The 16,743-nt window shown below is 41.6% G+C and carries 16 protein-coding genes; 10 read left to right on the top strand and 6 right to left on the bottom strand.

Annotation, left to right across the window (positions count from 1 at the left end; all coding sequences use genetic code 11):
* The first annotated feature begins 328 nt into the window (after window positions 1-328).
* Window positions 329-2,236, top strand: coding sequence for a SurA N-terminal domain-containing protein (locus B6K83_RS02250; protein ID WP_085282805.1), 1,908 nt, complete (start codon window positions 329-331; stop codon window positions 2,234-2,236).
* A gap of 78 nt (window positions 2,237-2,314) precedes the next feature.
* Here B6K83_RS02250 and B6K83_RS02255 read toward each other — a convergent pair whose 3' ends face one another.
* Genes B6K83_RS02255 through pspF form a run of 6 tightly spaced genes read right to left on the bottom strand, consistent with a single transcriptional unit; the run spans window position 2,315 to window position 8,722 of the window.
* Window positions 2,315-3,100 (bottom strand): peptide ABC transporter ATP-binding protein, encoded by a 786-nt coding sequence (locus B6K83_RS02255; RefSeq protein WP_085282807.1) that lies wholly within the window; start codon window positions 3,098-3,100, stop codon window positions 2,315-2,317.
* Window positions 3,097-4,089: a peptide ABC transporter ATP-binding protein gene (locus B6K83_RS02260; RefSeq protein WP_085282809.1), complete on the bottom strand. Its 993-nt coding sequence runs from the start codon at window positions 4,087-4,089 to the stop codon at window positions 3,097-3,099. The genes B6K83_RS02255 and B6K83_RS02260 overlap by 4 nt, the downstream gene beginning before the upstream one ends.
* A complete protein-coding gene (locus B6K83_RS02265) occupies window positions 4,089-4,982 on the bottom strand; it encodes an ABC transporter permease subunit (RefSeq protein WP_085282811.1) in 894 nt (297 codons plus the stop codon). The genes B6K83_RS02260 and B6K83_RS02265 overlap by 1 nt, the downstream gene beginning before the upstream one ends.
* A complete protein-coding gene (locus B6K83_RS02270) occupies window positions 4,972-6,000 on the bottom strand; it encodes an ABC transporter permease (RefSeq protein WP_085282813.1) in 1,029 nt (342 codons plus the stop codon). Before B6K83_RS02270 ends, B6K83_RS02265 begins: the two co-directional genes overlap by 11 nt.
* Window position 6,001: 1 nt before the next feature.
* Window positions 6,002-7,618 (bottom strand): ABC transporter substrate-binding protein, encoded by a 1,617-nt coding sequence (locus B6K83_RS02275; RefSeq protein ID WP_085282815.1) that lies wholly within the window; start codon window positions 7,616-7,618, stop codon window positions 6,002-6,004.
* A 9-nt stretch (window positions 7,619-7,627) separates the two neighbouring features.
* A complete protein-coding gene (gene pspF / locus B6K83_RS02280; protein ID WP_085282817.1) occupies window positions 7,628-8,722 on the bottom strand; it encodes a phage shock protein operon transcriptional activator in 1,095 nt (364 codons plus the stop codon).
* 192 nt (window positions 8,723-8,914) lie between these two features.
* Here pspF and pspA point away from each other — a divergent pair, with 192 nt between their 5' ends.
* The 9 genes from pspA (at window position 8,915) to maiA (ending at window position 16,691) form a co-directional block, all read left to right on the top strand.
* The gene (pspA, locus tag B6K83_RS02285) at window positions 8,915-9,586 is read left to right on the top strand and encodes a phage shock protein PspA (protein ID WP_085282820.1); all 672 of its coding nucleotides are present in this window, start codon (window positions 8,915-8,917) and stop codon (window positions 9,584-9,586) included.
* An 89-nt stretch (window positions 9,587-9,675) separates the two neighbouring features.
* The gene (gene pspB, locus B6K83_RS02290) at window positions 9,676-9,867 is read left to right on the top strand and encodes an envelope stress response membrane protein PspB (protein WP_408607166.1); all 192 of its coding nucleotides are present in this window, start codon (window positions 9,676-9,678) and stop codon (window positions 9,865-9,867) included.
* Entirely contained in the window at window positions 9,849-10,328 is a 480-nt protein-coding gene (gene pspC, locus B6K83_RS02295) for an envelope stress response membrane protein PspC (RefSeq protein WP_233143779.1), read from the top strand. Before pspB ends, pspC begins: the two co-directional genes overlap by 19 nt.
* A gap of 201 nt (window positions 10,329-10,529) precedes the next feature.
* Window positions 10,530-11,960, top strand: coding sequence for a YcjX family GTP-binding protein (locus B6K83_RS02300; RefSeq protein ID WP_085282827.1), 1,431 nt, complete (start codon window positions 10,530-10,532; stop codon window positions 11,958-11,960).
* Entirely contained in the window at window positions 11,957-12,967 is a 1,011-nt protein-coding gene (locus B6K83_RS02305) for a YcjF family protein (RefSeq protein ID WP_085282829.1), read from the top strand. Before B6K83_RS02300 ends, B6K83_RS02305 begins: the two co-directional genes overlap by 4 nt.
* A 202-nt stretch (window positions 12,968-13,169) precedes the next feature.
* Entirely contained in the window at window positions 13,170-13,982 is an 813-nt protein-coding gene (gene phhA, locus B6K83_RS02310) for a phenylalanine 4-monooxygenase (protein WP_085282831.1), read from the top strand.
* Window positions 13,983-13,991: 9 nt separating this feature from the next.
* Window positions 13,992-14,330 carry a 4a-hydroxytetrahydrobiopterin dehydratase gene (locus tag B6K83_RS02315; protein ID WP_085282833.1) on the top strand — a complete coding sequence of 113 codons (339 nt, stop codon included), beginning with the start codon at window positions 13,992-13,994 and terminating at the stop codon, window positions 14,328-14,330.
* Between the two features lie 111 nt (window positions 14,331-14,441).
* Window positions 14,442-15,992: a transcriptional regulator TyrR gene (gene tyrR, locus B6K83_RS02320; RefSeq protein ID WP_085282835.1), complete on the top strand. Its 1,551-nt coding sequence runs from the start codon at window positions 14,442-14,444 to the stop codon at window positions 15,990-15,992.
* 57 nt (window positions 15,993-16,049) lie between these two features.
* Window positions 16,050-16,691, top strand: a complete 642-nt coding sequence (maiA, locus tag B6K83_RS02325; protein WP_085282837.1) for a maleylacetoacetate isomerase — start codon at window positions 16,050-16,052, stop codon at window positions 16,689-16,691.
* Window positions 16,692-16,743: the final 52 nt, after the last annotated feature.

The following is a 16,743-nucleotide window of genomic DNA, read 5'->3' on the forward strand; positions in this document are numbered from 1 at the left end:
ATACCCAGAGCAAGTAGCTGTCAGTTACTTGCTCTTTTTTATTTATACAGCCATTAGTTTAAAGGAAGTGACGTTTTTTTAACCATTCATTCATCGTCAGAGTAAAAAAGTTTCATTTTGATTATTATTGGGCTAACATGCCCGTTCAAATTGCGGTTTTAAAGCGTAAAAGTAAGTAAATAGCCTGTTTTTAGTTTACTCATTTAAGTTGACTACTCGTTGTTAATTAAACAGCGGCTTGTGATCACTCATCATACTAGCCACAGGTAAATTGTTGTCTAAGCTAAAACCGCGCCGAAATACAATAGCCTCGTGTAAAGAGATAAAGATGTTAGAAAATATTCGAGAAAGCTCTCAAGGATTAACCGCTAAGATTATTCTTGGTTTAATTATTTTAACCTTCGCTGTTGCTGGCATTGGCAATTACACTAACTCAGTTGATAGCTCTGTGGCTGATGTTAATGGCGAAAAAATATCGCAAGATGAGTTTAATAAAGCTTATCAAGCGCAACGTAATCGTATGGCGCAACAATTTGGTGAGATGTTTGAAACCTTATCAGCAGATGCTAATTACATGAGTAACTTTCGCACTGGTGTGGTAGACAACTTGATCAGTCAAAAACTGTTGGATCAACACTCAGCCGCATTGGCGATACGGGTCAGCGATGAGCGCATTAAAAGTACCATTCGCAATATGCCAGAGTTTCAAGTTGATGGTGTGTTTGATAATAACCGCTATTTAGCCATGATCAATCAAGCAGGTTTTTATCAATCGTCTGATTTTCGTGACTATCTTCGCACTGAAATGACGCGCCGCCAATTGACCCAAGGCTTAGTTAGCACTGAGTTTAGTTTGCCATATCAAGAACAAATGTACACAGCGTTAGAAAATCAACAACGTGATATTCGCTTTGCAACGCTTGATATTGAGCAATTTAAAGGTAACGCCGAAGTAACTGCAGCGGAAATTAACGATTATTACCTTGCGAATCAAGCACGATTTGAAAACCAAGAACAGGTTAAAGTGAACTATATCACTATCGACGTAAACGATATTGCCAATAGTATTACCTTAACAGAAGACGATATTGCAAATTATTATCAAAATAATATTAGCCAGTATACAGAACAAGAACAGCGCCGAGTTGCTCATATACTGATTGAATTTGGTGAAGATGAAAACCAAGCACAAGCGCAAGCAGAAGCCTTATTGGCAAAAATTAATGCTGGGGAAGACTTTGCAGCGCTAGCAAAAGCACACTCTGCAGATACGTTTAGCGGCGAGAACGGTGGTGATCTCGACTGGATTGATGCTGGTATCATGGATACAGCGTTTGATGAAGCAGCGTTTGCTTTAACAGGCATCGGCAGCGTCAGTGACGTTGTTAAAACAGAGTTTGGTTTTCATATTATTAAATTGACAGACTACAAAGCCGAAACCGTGAAAAGCTTAGCTCAAGTGCGTGATTCAATCATAGCTAAAGCGAAAAACGAACAAGCCCAAGACAAGTTTTTTGAACTTCAGCAAGAAGCGGCGCGTTTAAGCTTTGAATTTCCCGACAGCTTAGAAGATGCTGCCGAGGCAATAAATGCCAAGATTAAAACCTCTGACTGGTTATCACGTGGTGTGAATGCAGCGCCATTTGATGCTAATAACGTTGTCGATGTTGCCTTCTCAGAGCTTGTGATCAATGAACAACTCAACTCTGATGTCATTGAAGTAAACGATGGCTTGGCGATGGTGATGCGCCTGCAAGAATATCAAGCAGCGAGTGTTAAACCGTTAGCCGAGGTTAGCGATAACATTAAAGCGATCTTAATTGCAGAAAAAGCATCTGAGCAAGCACAAGCGGTTGCCGAAGAGTTACTTGCAGCCTTTAAATCAGGTACGGATATTAGCGAGCAATTAGCGCAATATGGTGCCAGTATGGAAACTAAAGCCGCAGTGACGCGAGTAGGTAGTGGCCTAGATGCCAGCTTAACACGAGAAGCGTTTAAGTTACCGCATCCAAGTGAAGGGCAAATATCAGCAACGACGGTTAACTTAAGTAATGGTAACTTGGCCGTGCTTGAATTGCAGGCTGTACATGCAGGCGACGCACAACCGGCGCCGCAATTGTCACAACAACTAACGCAGCAGCTTGCCCAAACCGCTTACCTGAACTACATCGAAGCGCTAAAAGTGGATGCTGAAATTGTTCGTCGCACAGTACAAGCACCAACGACGCCCTACTAGTTCATCTCTTTAACGCATCAATAAACGCCAGTCAGGTAAAGCTGACTGGCGTTTTTATTTGTGATTTAACTATTTCAATTAACGATTAAGTAATTGAAAACGTTGGCTCATGATCAGCTTCTTAGTGTGTTTATGCTGTGGGTTTTGCAAAATATCAGTGGTTTTGCCTAGCTCTAGCACCTTGCCTTTGTACAGTACCATCATCTCATCACTAAAGTGGCGAACTATGCCTAAGTTGTGAGATATCAGAATAAAGGCAAGGCCCATTTGTTGTTGTAAATCGAGCAACAAGTTGATCATTTGTGAGCGCAGTGATGGGTCGAGTGAAGCTAATGCCTCATCAAGAATGATCACTTGTGGCTGTAAAATAATGGCTCTGGCTAAAGAGATACGTTGCTTTTGACCACCAGAAAACATATGCGGATAAAAGTTCATATGCTCTGCTAATAGGCCGACCTTTTGCAGGGTTTCTCGGATCAGTTGATAACGCTCCAGTTCATCAAGATCGGTATTGAGCTGTAAAGGCTCGTCTAACAACTGCTCTATGGTCAGGCTTGGGTTGAGGGTTGTACCTGAGTCTTGAAAAATCATGCGAATGTGTTGGCAGCGCTGTTTAAAGTTACCTGGCTCAAGTGTTTGACCATTTAAGCGAATATGGCCGGTACTCGGCAATTCTGCACCAACTAATAGCTTTGCTAGCGTTGATTTTCCTGAGCCCGTTTCACCAACAATCGCTAAGGTTTTATGGGCTTCAATATTAAATGACAAGGGTTCAAGCGCGTTAATACAGCGGCGGTTTAGCCAATAGTTTTTGTCTTTATAGCTTTTACTTAAATTAACAACTTGTAATAACACATTGCTCACGAGTAGCTATCCTTTAGCGGGAAATGGCAACTAACTTGGTGATCATGGTAGCTTTTAATTTTCGGCGCATGAACACACTTTTGCTGTGCTCTTGGGCAGCGTGGCCCTAAACGACAGCCAATTGGTAAATGTTGTAAGATTGGAATACTACCCGGTAGTGTCATTAGCCTAGACTTATTCGGGATCATACTGCTAGCTTTTGGGCTACTGTCAACAAGCGCCCGTGTATAGGGGTGATACGGCTGGTTAAAAATTTGCTCTGTGGTGCCCGCTTCAACAAACTGACCGCTGTACATCACAGTAATGGTATTGGTCCAATGGGTGACATTTTCTAAATCATGACTGATCAACAAAATCGACATATTCTTCAGTTGGTTTAAGCTTGCCAAAAGCCGAAAAATCTGGCCTTGATTGGTGCTTTCCATCGCTGCGGTAGGCTCATCTGCAATCAATAATATCGGGCGACGTGCCAACGCCATTGCTATCATGACACGCTGGCATAATGCATCGGTAAGTTGGTGTGGAAAACTTTTTACGCAGGCTTGGTGTTTCTTAATACCCACTTTGTGCAGTAAGTTCATTGCTGCAAGTTTTCGTTGTTGGCGTTTTTGCCAAAAAAAGCCTGATAGTTGTGCAACATCAACGGCTTCTTCAAGCTGCTCGCCTATGGTTGCGGTTGGGTCTAAACAGGCCATTGGCTCTTGAAAGATCATCGCGACATCTTTCGTGATCACAGCTTTTCTTTCTTCAGGAGACAAGCGCATTAAGTCTTGGCCACGCCAATGAAAGCGATCAACATGGACTTGCCACTTTTCATCAAGAACACCGATAATGGCTTGTGCCAGTAATGACTTGCCTGAGCCAGACTCGCCCACCAAGCCGCGTACTTCACCTTCTCGCATTTTTAAATTAACGTGATCCACGGCTAAAATAGGCTTGGTTGCTGTTTTCAATTCAATGGAGAGATTGCGAATATCAATTAAATTCATTAACTTTCCTTGCGCACTTTCAGAGCGTGGCGCATACCTTCACCCACTAAATTAGTGGCGATCACTGAAAATAAAATCGCTAAACCAGGTAGATAGACGGTCCAGGGGGCAATATAAAACATATCAATCCCATTCGCTAACATGGCACCCCATTCAGGCATTGGCAGTGGCGCGCCTAAGCCAAGAAAGCCCAGTGCCGCAATGTCAAGTATTGCCGCCGACTGTGCCAATGTTGCTTGGCTAATTAACTTTTCGATGATATTCGGAAATACAGAGTAGCGTAGAATTCTAAACGAGTTGGCACCATCTAGACGTGAGGCTAAGACATAATCTTTAGCGAACTCTTCTTTAACTGCATTGCGCGTAATATGTACAAATTGTGGAATTAATACCATGATAATAGCCCATAAGGTATTTTCCAACCCGGGACCCAATATGGCAACGATAATAATGGCTAGTAATAAGGAAGGAATCGATAAAATCACATCAAGAAAGTGGTTTAAAATACTTGATTTGATACCGGTTGTTAGCGCTGATAATGAGCCGATAATGACGCCAATCACCAGTGAAACCGCAACCACTATTATACTTAAGCCAAAAGTTAATGAAGCGCCTTGCATGAGACGCGATAGCATATCTCGGCCTAAATTGTCGGTACCCAGTAAAAAGCTGATATTACCTTCATTACTCCATGCTGGCGGCAGCAGCAAGTAGTCTAAATGGTTTTCTACCGCTGAATAGGGCGTAATAAAATTGGCAACAACGGCCAGTATGATTAAAAAAATGAAACAACTAAAGCCAATCATAACGACCGGCGGTTGTTTAAAGTTATGCCATAACTGCATCAGTGGCGTAGGAAAGTCTTCTTCCTGGTAAACTTTATCACGTGCCATGATTTGGCTCCCGAGCTAAAGGGTTAAGGGCAGCATAAACAAAATCTATGATAATATGGACAATAAAAATAAAGGTCGATAACACAATTAAGCCGCCTTGTATGGCAGTGTAGTCGCGTTGATAAATGCTTTCAATCAACCAACTGCCAATGCCTGGCCAACTAAATATCATTTCAGTGATCATGGCGATGGTGACTAAGTTCGCAAACTGTAAGCCCACATCTCTAATGACTTTAATAACAGCGTTTCGCATCGCATGACGGTAAATAATTTGCGCAAAGGTTAAGCCTTTTGCTTGGGCGGCAGTAATGTAATGGGTATCTAGCACCTCTAGCATGGCGGTGCGTGCCAAACGCATAAAGATGGTCGCTGGGGCTAAAGCGACAACGATCACAGGTAATATAAGGTGGCGCGTAGCATCTTGAAAAGCTTGCCACTTATACTCGCTATCGCTCAGTAAAATATCGATCAATTGCAAGCCTGTGACATATTCAATTTCAAATAATAAGCTAATTTGTCCTGCTGAGGGCAGCCAGCCTAATTGAATAGAAAAAATTAAAATTGCTAACATACCAAGCCAGAACACGGGGATGGAATAGCCGATCATGGCAATAGCTAAAATAAGGTTATCTGGTACTTTACGGTGATAGATAGCTGCGAAAAAGCCGATAGGTATACCAAAAAACATCGCGATGAGCAGGGCGACACTGGTGAGCTCAATCGTCGCAGGTAAGCGATGAAATATTTCAGTTGTAATCGGTAATTGACTGGCCATTGAATAGCCCATATCACCCTGAAATAAATGGCTGAGATAACTAAAATATTGGCTGACTATACTTGCCTGTTGTTGGTATTGATGTGCTAACGCCGCTAAATGTTCAGGTGTTGCATTGATTTGTCCGGTTAGGTTGATTAATTGCTCACCCGGAAATAAAAAGCTTAAACTAAAAGATAATATTGTCAGTAACAACATAGTAAAAAAGAATAAGCTAATGCGGCGCAGGGTAAATATCAGCATTTTAGTTTTTAGTTACCCCGTGAAAGTCAATTCCGCCAATAGAGCGCAATAGTGTACCACTAATATGTTTCGCTCGTGCTTGGTATCTTTTCGAGTGAGCAATAGGGATCAAAGGAACCTGCTCATTGATCAGTGCCAAGGCTTGTGAGTAATAGCCTTTACGGGTATTAATATTGTCGGTTTGCAAAGCGGCTTGGACCAACTGGTCAAATTCTTGGTTACACCAAAACGTTCGATTGCTGCCGGTGTTGATGGCACCACAACTGAGTAAAGTACTAAAAAAGTTATCAGGGTCTGGATGATCGGCCGACCAGCCCAACAGTACGCTTTGGTGTTCACCTTCTGATATTTTTCGCAAAAATGTTGTCCATTCATAATCGGAAACTATGCTGACTTTGATGTCTAACTTTTGCAAATCAGCCTGAATAAGCTTGGCCATAGTAATGGCATTGGGGTTATAGGCACGCTGCACAGGCATTGCCCATAAGTCCATGCTAAAGCCTTCGGGGTAGCCGGCTTCGGTTAATAGCTGCTTGGCTTTAGTTACCGAATATTCTTGGCCAATTATGCTCGCGTCATGGGCCCAAGAAGAGTTAGGGATCAAACCCGTGGCTATTTCTGCCTGTCCTGTGTACACGGTTTCTAGTATCGCTTGTTTATTAATGGCATAAGCTAACGCTTGGCGCACTTTCGGGTTATCAAACGGTGCAATACGAGTGTTAAAGCCAAAGTAGCCGACATTAAAAGACGTTACTGACTCGAGTATTAAGTCAGGGTGTTGTCTGATTTTTTCATGAGCAATCGGGTAAGCGATGACATCACATTCGCCCGCCAATAGTTTTGTTAGCCTGCCAGTATCACGGGGGGTGATATCAAATAATAATTGCTTGAGCTCAGATTTGCCGCGCCAATATTCTTGATGTGGTTCATAGCGGATAAATGTGCCAGAGCTATACTGCTTAAATTTGAATGGTCCAGTGCCAATAGGCAAATTATCAAGCTCTGCCATGGTGTTCATACCCGCTAATTGGTCGGCATATTCTTTTGACAGTATGACCGCAGAATTTCCGCCAATATTGGCCAAAAACGAGCTATCAGAATGATTAAGGCGAAAGCGTACCGTATGGCTATTGATTCTCTCAATACTATCAATTAAATCGGCAAATTGCGCATTTTGAAAAAACGGGTATTTGCCACCTGAAACCGCATGGTAGGGGTGAGTTTTATCTAACATACGATTAAAGCTAAACAGTATGTCATCGGCATTAAGCTTGCGTGTCGGCGTAAAATAGCTGGTGTGGTGAAATTGCACGTCTTTGCGCAGATAAAAGGTGATCATTTTACCGTCGCGGGTAACATGCCATGACTTAGCAATGGCGGGAATAATGGTATTGTCTGTGGGGTTAAACTCAATAAGCCGGTTGTAGAGTTGGTTGGCGGTTGCATCAATCGTGGTACCAGAAGTTACGGTTTGTGGATTGAAGCTTTCCGGTGCCCCTTCACTACAGTAAATTACGCTGTTTTTACTTAAATGTAAGGCTTCGTTTGCATCGCAAGCACTTAGCATTAATAACAGCAATGTTAGGTAGTAGTGAGGTGTTTGTTTAAAGTTGGCCATAATAAATGCTTATTCTTCTGCAGCACTTGAGTCAAGTAAGTTATATTTTTTTAGGTAACCCCTTAATTGATGATAGGTTAATTCCAACGCATCAGCCGTTTTCTTTTGGTTATATTGGCAATTTTCTAATGCTGATTTGATCAAGTCGACTTCATAATTTTGCGATAAGTTTTTTAACGAAACGGGAAATTGCCATGACTTTGTGGTTAAAGCAGAAGGCGCGGTAGGTGACTTGGTTAGTGGCGCTTGTGGCTCGTCTTGGCTTGTTGGCACAAGTTTAGTAATAATGCGGTCTTGTGTTTTAATGCGTTTATCAGGGCGATATGGCGACTCAAAGGGGTCTATAACTAACTCATGCACAGGCAAATGAGGATTATTGCAACGATAAACACTGCGCTCAACAACGTTTTTTAGTTCACGAATATTACCCGGCCAATGATACTCCAGTAAAGCACGTTTGGCTTTTTCGGTAAAACCACTGAACAGTTCAAACTCCAACTCTCGTGCCATATTAATGGCAAAGTGCTCAGCCAAAAGTAATATATCGTCTAAACGTTCGCGTAGTGGGGGTAGGGTAATAACGTCAAAAGCCAATCTATCGAGCAAATCAGCGCGAAACTCACCAGAAGCTGCTAAAGACGGCAGATCTTCATTGGTGGCAGCGATCAAACGCGCATTCGTTTTTATCGTGCGTGAGCCACCTACCCGCTCAAACTCACCATACTCAACCACGCGTAATAGTTTTTCTTGGATCAATCCAGACGTGTTAGCTATCTCGTCTAGAAACAAAGTGCCATTATCTGCACGTTCAAAGCGTCCTTCGTGGCGTTTACTTGCACCAGTAAACGCGCCGCTATCGTAACCAAACAACTCGGTTTCTAATAAATTTTCATTTAAGGCAGCACAATTGAGCTTTAAGTAATTTTGATCCCAACGCTTTGATAAGTAGTGTAAACGAGCTGCCACTAACTCCTTGCCGGTACCGCGCTCACCAATAATAAGGACGGGTTTACTTAACGGGGCGATTTGTGAGATTTGCTCTAACACCTCTAAAAAGCTATTCGATTGGCCGATGAGGTTATCTTGTTGTTTGAAGCGTGTCATTTACTGACCTAATAATTGGTTTTTTTCACTAACAAATAGTGTATTTTATTAATACTTGAGTTTGAAGCCTTTTTTCTAAATATTAATAATACGTTATTATTCAAGTGATTATCCTAATATAAAAACTTGGCGTAAAACATGAATAGTACAGACTAAGGTAATTAAAGCAAACTTTTCAATGAGGAAGTAATTATGGGTGTTTTTTCAAGATTCACAGATATCATCAACTCTAATATTAACAATTTATTAGACAAAGCAGAAGATCCTGCAAAAATGGTGCGCTTGATCATACAAGAAATGGAAGACACGTTAGTTGAGGTGCGTTCATCATCAGCAAAAACTTTGGCTGATAAAAAAGATTTAGCACGACAAGCCAATCGCTTTGAAAGTGATGCTACGCAGTGGCAAGAGAAAGCTGAGCTAGCATTAAGTAAAGGGCGCGAAGATTTAGCGCGAGCGGCGTTAATGGAAAAGAAAAAGTGCCTTGATAATGCCGGTGCCTTGCGTGAAGAGTTAGCGCATGTTGACGAGCACATTGCTAAGCTACAAGATGAAATTTCGCAGTTACAAGAAAAGTTAGCAGATGCAAAAGCGCGACAAAAAGCGATTATTATGCGCGAGAAAACCGCCAACTCCCGCTTAAAAGTGAAAAAGAACATTGACAGTGAGCGGGTCAATGATGCCTTGAGTCGATTTGACCGTTACGAACGTAAAATTGATGATATAGAAGCACAGGTAGAGTCTTATGATTTGGGGAGTAAGTCGCTAGCAGATGAGATTGCTGATTTAGCTTCTGATGAAAAAATCGATGATGAATTAGCGCAATTAAAAGCTAAAATGAAGTCAGATAGCAACAGCCAATAGTCGAAGGTTATTGGCGCTTAATTGCTACAAAATACAATGAAAGGAGAAGTATTGTGGAAGAAATAATCATCGCCCCTGTGATCATATTTATGGTGGTTGTCGCACCCATTTGGTTGATTTTACACTATCGCAGTAAGCGTCAAATTAGCCAGGGGTTTAGCGAAGAAGAATATATTCAATTAGCTGAATTATCAGAGTTAGCAGACAAAATGGCCGATAGAATTAAAACATTGGAAGCTATTTTAGATGCAGAAACACCCGAATGGAGAAGCAAATTATGACCCGTAAATGCCGAGGTGAGTTATATCGAAATACTAGCCAAGGAAAATTGGCGGGTGTTTGTGCCGGCATTGCCGATTACTTCGGTTGGGAAACATGGTTGGTGCGTATTTTAGTGGTGTCAGGGGTACTGCTAGGCATGGGCTGGTTTGTGGTTATCTATATTGCGGCTTGGTTTATTTTAGACAAAAAGCCGGCAAATGCAGGTCATAGCAAATTTAAACAGGGAGTACATGAACAGTCACAATCAAGTCGGCAAGCAAGTGGGCAACAAGAGGCAGAGGATATTACTCAAGAGTCAATAAAAGTGAAGTCGCGCATTTGGCAAGCAGGAGAGCCGCCTAAACAAGCGTTTCATGATATTAGGCGTAAGTTTCAGACCTTAGAGCGTGAACTTCAAACCATTGAGCGCTATGTCACCTCGCCAGAATTTACCGTTTCAAGAGAAATTAATAAACTATAAAAAATAGCGGCCTTGCCGCTTTTTTTATGGGACTTTACGGTAAACAAAAGCCTATTAACAAAACGTGAAAAACGCTAGTATCGACACTAGGTTAGTTTTATTTGATATCTTGATCAAGGGTAAGCCGTGTTGATCGTTTCGCTATCATAAGCATGGGTTATGTTTTAACCTAGTGATAATAACAACACGATAGAATGCAGTATGGCGTTTATTAAAAAATCTCAATTAGACAATTTAAAGCAAAAAGCGAGTGACTTTGTTAATCGCTCAATTGACCAACATGTGACATTGGCGGTAACAGGGCTAAGTCGCAGTGGTAAAACCGCATTTATTACTTCATTAGTTAATCAATTACTTAATGAAGGCAGTAATTCTCAGCTCAGCTTTTTTAATGTTGTTCACCAAGGGCGATATATTGCCGCGAAACGTGTGCCACAAAAACACTTACACATTCCACGCTTTGAATACGATGGCGCGTTTGCTGCGCTTTGTCAGTCACCGCCGCGTTGGCCCAAACCCACCAATGGCATTAGTGAGTTGCGGTTAGCGGTTAAGTACCAGCCAAAAGATTCACTACTTAAATATGCCACTGAGTCGGCGACGCTTTATATTGACATTACGGATTACCCAGGAGAATGGTTGTTGGATTTACCCTTGTTGTCGCTCACTTTTGAAGAGTGGTCACAACAAACGACCGCGTTACTTTGCCAAGCACCTAGAAACCAGTATGCAAAAGCGTTTCTGGAAAAATTGGCAGATTTTGACCCGTTTGCCAATGTTGATGAAAATGTGCTAGCGCAATTAGCGCAAGAGTACACCGAGTTGTTGTTATTGTTTCGTCATCAATTGGGTTTGTCGGTTATTCAGCCAGGACGATTTATCTTACCCGGTGAATTAGAAGATGCGCCAATATTACAGTTTTTTCCATACACTGGCTTTGATAAAATTGATAGCAATGATTATCAAAATGCTAAAGATGACTGTTATATAGGCATGTTGAGGGCGCGTTTTATTGAATATAAAGAACGCGTGGTTCGGCGCTTTTATAAAGAACACTTTGTTCACTTCGACCGTCAAATTGTGCTCGCCGATTGTTTAACGCCACTTAATAATGGTGCAGACAGTTTTGCTGATTTACAAAATGCCATGGCGATGATTATGCAAAGTTTTCAATATGGGCAATCAGGCTTACTATCACGGTTGTTTTCACCGAAAATAGATCGATTACTTTTTGCCGCCACTAAAGCCGATCATGTTACCCCTGAGCAACATAGCCACTTAGTTGCTTTACTCAACAAACTGGTATTTCAAACCAAGCAAACGTTAAGTTTTGAGGGGATTGAAATGAAAACGATGGCTATTGCCTCAGTAAAAGCGACACAAGTGGGCAAAAGTCAGTATCAAGGTAAAAGTATCCCAGTGATCAAAGGCCGGCAATTGAGTGACAATAAAGTGATCACTTTGTTTCCAGGTACTGTGCCATCGGCAATACCAACGCTTGAGTATTGGCAACAACAGGCATTTAATTATATCGCTTTTGCGCCTATGGAGTCTGCGCACCTTGACGAAAGTTTACCCCACTTGCGTATGGATCAAATGTTACAGTTTTTGCTGGGAGATAAGTTGAAATGACCGATAAAAATGAAAAATACCAGCAACAAATTTTATTTGAGTCGCTAGATGGTTTTGATGATAGTCTTGCCGAAAATACGGCACAAATTATAGTAAAAGAACAAGACTGGGTGAGTGACGAGCACGTTGAGCCAACTCCTGAAACTGAAGTGCTTGCCAGCAAAAAAACACCTTGGTTGTGGCGCTTGATAGCGCTTGTTTTTACGCTGTTAGTGTCATTAGAGGCGGTGCAGTTTTTTATTAATGGTTTTAGCCAGTCACCGTTAATTGCCAGCTTGTACGCACTATTACTGGCAGGGCTAGCTATAGTGTGTGGCCGCAGTCTATGGCGAGAGTTATCTGGGCTGAGACAATTTAAACGTCAGCAACATATACAGCAACAAGCACAAGCATTTTTAAATAATAGTACGCATGGAGATGCCGTAGCATTTTGTGAAAAACTAACGCAACAACTGCCGTGTGATCTTGCCAATTTTGAGCAAAACTCATGGCAATCGCTAAACTTTACGGAATTTAATAATGCGGAAATTATGCAGCTTTATGCGCGTAACGTTTTGTCGCAGGTTGATCAAAAAGCGTTAAAAGAAGTGGCTAAGTTTTCTTCTGAATCTGTGGTGTTAGTGGCATTAAGTCCGATAGCGATAATCGATATGCTATTGATGTTATGGCGAAACTTACGCTTGGTAAATAAAATTTCTGCCTTGTATGGCCTCAAATTAGGCTATTGGAGTCGTATTAAGCTGATCAAACAGGTTATTGTCAATATGGCCTATGCTGGCGCGAGTGAATTGGTGGCCGATTTAGGTGCCGATCTACTGGGAGCCGAATTATTAGGAAAACTCTCAACCCGCATGGCACAAGGGCTAGGGGCAGGCATGCTAACCGCGCGATTAGGCTTAAAGGCTATGCATTTATGTCGGCCAATTCCTTTTACTGATGATGCCCCTAAATTGGGCGATATACGCGCACAAATCGTCAGTCAGGTTCAAGGCTTAATTAAAAAATAACACCTATTAGCATTTGCACACCTAGGCAAGTTTACATCTTCGTGTAACAGTAAATTTACATTTTATGCTTCTGGTTGAAAAGTAGTCGCTTAGCCAGTGGTGCTTTTTAGTTGTCGGTTGTCTTACTATGGATGCAACTAAAGTGATTTAAATATCAAAAGAATAACAAATATAATTGATATAAGGGTGTAAGGTTACAATCATGGCGAAGGCGACTAAGTATGTTTCAAAAGTTGCCGATGAGCATGGCAATATCGCCTGGTCAGCGGCAGAAAATCAAATATGGCACGAGCTTATCACGCGGCAATTATCTATCGTTAACGAAAGTGCGTGTGACGAGTTCATTGCTGGATTAGCAAAACTGAATTTACCTCAAGATAGAATTCCACAACTTAACGAAGTCAGTGAGGTATTGAATGCAGAAACCGGCTGGCGCTGCGAGCCCGTGCCAGCCTTGATTGGCTTTGGTGAGTTTTTTCGTTTACTCTCAGAGCGTAAATTTCCGGTGGCAACCTTTATTCGTTCTCGTGCTGAGTTTGATTACTTGCAAGAGCCGGATATCTTTCATGAAATCTATGGCCATTGTCCATTATTGACTAACCCATCGTTTGCTGATTTCACTCAAGCCTATGGTAAAATGGGCTTGAATGCCACTAAGGAGCAACGGGTGTTTTTAGCCAGACTGTACTGGTTTACCGTTGAATTTGGTTTACTTGATACCCCTAAAGGGCTGCGTGTTTATGGTGGCGGAATATTGTCTTCACCCAGTGAAACCGACTATGCGTTAAACGATAAGCATGTTGAAAGAAAACCACTTGAGGTTTTAGATGTGTTAAGAACACAATATCGCATTGATATTCTGCAACCCGTATATTTTATGCTGACTAAGGTTAGCGATCTCGATGAGATCCGAAAACTAGAAGTAGACGATATCATGGCGTTAATTGAGCAAGCGCAAGCCTTAGGTCTACATCCAGCAAAATTTGAAACAAAATCAACATCTAAAGCAAGTTAAGGAAATGTTATGAGTGCTGAGTTAGCTAAACAAGAGTGTCAAGCCTGTCAGGTTGATGCGCCAAAAGTAAGTGACGATGAACTAGCCACCTTATTAGCCCAAATTCCAGATTGGGTGCCTGAAGTAAATGATGGCATTATGATGTTAGAGCGAGTCTATAAATTTAAAAATTATAAACTGGCTTGGGCGTTCGCAAATAAAGTCTCCGAATTAGCAGAGCAGGAATTCCACCACCCAGCAATTTTATTAGAGTGGGGCAAAGTTAAAGTAACTTGGTGGACTCATGCTATTAAAGGTTTACATAAGAATGACTTTATCTGTGCCGCGAAAACAGACCAACTTTTGTAACTTTTGCTTACAACAATAAATACCAGCCTCCTGCTAAAGGGGGCTTTTTTTTGTTGTAAAAAATAGTTTACAATGACCTATTGATAAAGTTTTTTTGCTTGAGGTTATAAAATGCGTTTAGAAATTGGTTGTCAGGACCGAGTAGGTATCGCGCAAAATGTATTAGCAATATTTGTAGAGCGTGGCATAGATTTACGCGGTATTGAGTTAAAACAACCGGGAAAGATATTTATTAATATTCCAGACCTTGAGTTTTCAGAGTTACAAAACTTTATGCCTTTGTTACGTTTAATTGAAGGGGTGATTGACGTTAAAACCACGCCCTACATGCCGTCAGAGCGTGAGCGAAATGAATTTGAAACCCTAGTAAAAACCTTTCCTGATCCTTTTATTTCGATTGATAGCAAAGGGCAAATTCGAAAAGTAAATAATGTCGCAGCACAAATTATGTGTGATTCACTGGAAAATATTACCGCCACGCACATTGGACAATGGTTAAAAGGTTTTAACTTTTCACGCTGGCTAGACAGCGATGAAGTGTTAGCGCAAACGCAAAGGGTCAAATTTCAAGAAGATGATTTTGTCGCTGATATAATCCCGATCCATATTGCTGACGGTAATGAAAAGCAAGTCCTTGCTGGCGCGGTGTTAATCTTGAAGTCAGAAGCAAGATTGGGTCAACAAATTAGCGTATTTAAAAAAGCCAATGATAACAACTTTACTGGCATTCAGGCGCAAAGTAGTGCCATGCGTAAATTACTGCGTGAAGCTAAGCGAATGGCATTACTGGACTCTTCGATGCTAATTGTTGGAGAAACTGGCACAGGTAAAGAGCTATTAGCGCGAGCGTGTCATGCCGCAAGCGACCGGGCAAATAAGCCATTTATGACCTTAAGCTGTGCTGCGTTACCCGATGACGCAGCAGAGACTGAATTGTTCGGTGCTGGAGCAGCAGGGCAAGCGAATAGTAAACGCGGTTTATTTGAATCTGCAGATGGGGGTACTATATTTTTTGATGAAGTTGGCGAAATGTCGCCTAAATTACAAAGTAAAGTGTTGCGGGTTATACAAGATGGTACATTTCGGCGAATTGATGATGAAAAAGAAATTAAAGTTAATGTTCGCATCATAGGCTCAACCAATAGAGATTTGCTTAATATGGTGTCCTTAGGTGAGTTTAGAGAGGACTTATATTATCGTTTTAATGTTTTAGGGTTGAATATTCCACCGTTACGAGAGCGCCGTGCTGATATTATTCCTTTGGCTGAACTTTTTGTTGCGCAATTTGGTCAGCGCATTGGCAAAACTCACATCTCATTTGATCAAGAGTGCTTAGAATTTATTGAGCATTATCCTTGGCCGGGCAACGTCAGACAATTAGAGAATGTTTTGATCAGAGCAGTGTCGTTAATGGAAGGTAATATCATCATGACGTCGCATTTGCAGTTACCTGCCTATACGCGAGAACATGGCTATTTGGAGCAAGACTTTGAAGGCACACTCGACGCTGCAGTGAAAAATTTTGAAGCTGATCTACTACGCAAACTATACCCAGCGTACCCAAGTACGCGACAATTAGCGAAAAAGTTGGGTTTAAGTCATACCGCGATCGCTAATAAACTGCGTGAATACGATATTAATAAAAAAACGGTAAAAATTTAGTGCGCAGTCGTCGCTAATAGGTGCGACGTTACTGTTATTGTTCAAAGAGAGTGAAAGATGAAATTATATGGTTATTGGCGCTCTTCAGCCGCTTATCGAGTGAGAATTGCTTTACACCTAAAAGGCTTAGCTTTTGAGTCTATTGCAGTACATTTAGTTAAAGACGGGGGACAGCAACATCAGGCCGCCTATACGGCACTAAACCCTAGCCACTTGGTACCAACATTAGTCGATGGCGACCTCGTATTAAACCAGTCGTTAGCTATTATTGAATACCTTGATGATAAATACCCAGATATTGCGCTTTACCCGCAAAATGCGGCTGAGAAAGCCAAGGTTAAGGCGCTAGCGCTAGATATTGCTTGTGAAATACACCCACTTAATAATTTGCGGGTTCAACAATATTTAGTAAATACGCTACCATTACCTGAAAGTGCTAAACTCACTTGGAGTCATCATTGGATGCAACAAGGCTTTGAGGCGGTGGAGCAGCAGCTAGCCCATAGCGCAGGTAAGTATTGTTTTGGTGATACTATTACCATGGCCGATATTTGCCTTGTGCCACAAGTCTATAATGCGAACCGCTTTAAGCTTGATATGACAAGGTTTGCCAATATTCGTCGCGTAGTTGATAATTGTAATCAACAACCTGCGTTTATCGCCGCGCTGCCAGAAAATCAAGATGATGCAGAGCATTAACCTAAGCTTTGTTGTAAGATTAAGGTATGGGTTTTTCATTTTTTATGTCATT

It is taken from the genome of Colwellia chukchiensis, assembly GCF_002104455.1.
GTDB lineage: Bacteria > Pseudomonadota > Gammaproteobacteria > Enterobacterales > Alteromonadaceae > Cognaticolwellia > Cognaticolwellia chukchiensis.

Bases quoted from the DNA above. Each gene is read 5' to 3' on its own strand.
- B6K83_RS02250 (WP_085282805.1), top strand. From the start codon at position 329: ATGTTAGAAAATATTCGAGAAAGCTCTCAAGGATTAACCGCTAAGATT.
- B6K83_RS02260 (WP_085282809.1), bottom strand. From the start codon at position 4,089: ATGAATTTAATTGATATTCGCAATCTCTCCATTGAATTGAAAACAGCA.
- B6K83_RS02265 (WP_085282811.1), bottom strand. From the start codon at position 4,982: ATGGCACGTGATAAAGTTTACCAGGAAGAAGACTTTCCTACGCCACTG.
- B6K83_RS02270 (WP_085282813.1), bottom strand. From the start codon at position 6,000: ATGCTGATATTTACCCTGCGCCGCATTAGCTTATTCTTTTTTACTATG.
- B6K83_RS02275 (WP_085282815.1), bottom strand. From the start codon at position 7,618: ATGGCCAACTTTAAACAAACACCTCACTACTACCTAACATTGCTGTTA.
- pspF (WP_085282817.1), bottom strand. From the start codon at position 8,722: ATGACACGCTTCAAACAACAAGATAACCTCATCGGCCAATCGAATAGC.
- pspA (WP_085282820.1), top strand. From the start codon at position 8,915: ATGGGTGTTTTTTCAAGATTCACAGATATCATCAACTCTAATATTAAC.
- pspB (WP_408607166.1), top strand. From the start codon at position 9,676: ATGGTGGTTGTCGCACCCATTTGGTTGATTTTACACTATCGCAGTAAG.
- pspC (WP_233143779.1), top strand. From the start codon at position 9,849: ATGGAGAAGCAAATTATGACCCGTAAATGCCGAGGTGAGTTATATCGA.
- B6K83_RS02300 (WP_085282827.1), top strand. From the start codon at position 10,530: ATGGCGTTTATTAAAAAATCTCAATTAGACAATTTAAAGCAAAAAGCG.
- B6K83_RS02305 (WP_085282829.1), top strand. From the start codon at position 11,957: ATGACCGATAAAAATGAAAAATACCAGCAACAAATTTTATTTGAGTCG.
- phhA (WP_085282831.1), top strand. From the start codon at position 13,170: ATGGCGAAGGCGACTAAGTATGTTTCAAAAGTTGCCGATGAGCATGGC.
- B6K83_RS02315 (WP_085282833.1), top strand. From the start codon at position 13,992: ATGAGTGCTGAGTTAGCTAAACAAGAGTGTCAAGCCTGTCAGGTTGAT.
- tyrR (WP_085282835.1), top strand. From the start codon at position 14,442: ATGCGTTTAGAAATTGGTTGTCAGGACCGAGTAGGTATCGCGCAAAAT.
- maiA (WP_085282837.1), top strand. From the start codon at position 16,050: ATGAAATTATATGGTTATTGGCGCTCTTCAGCCGCTTATCGAGTGAGA.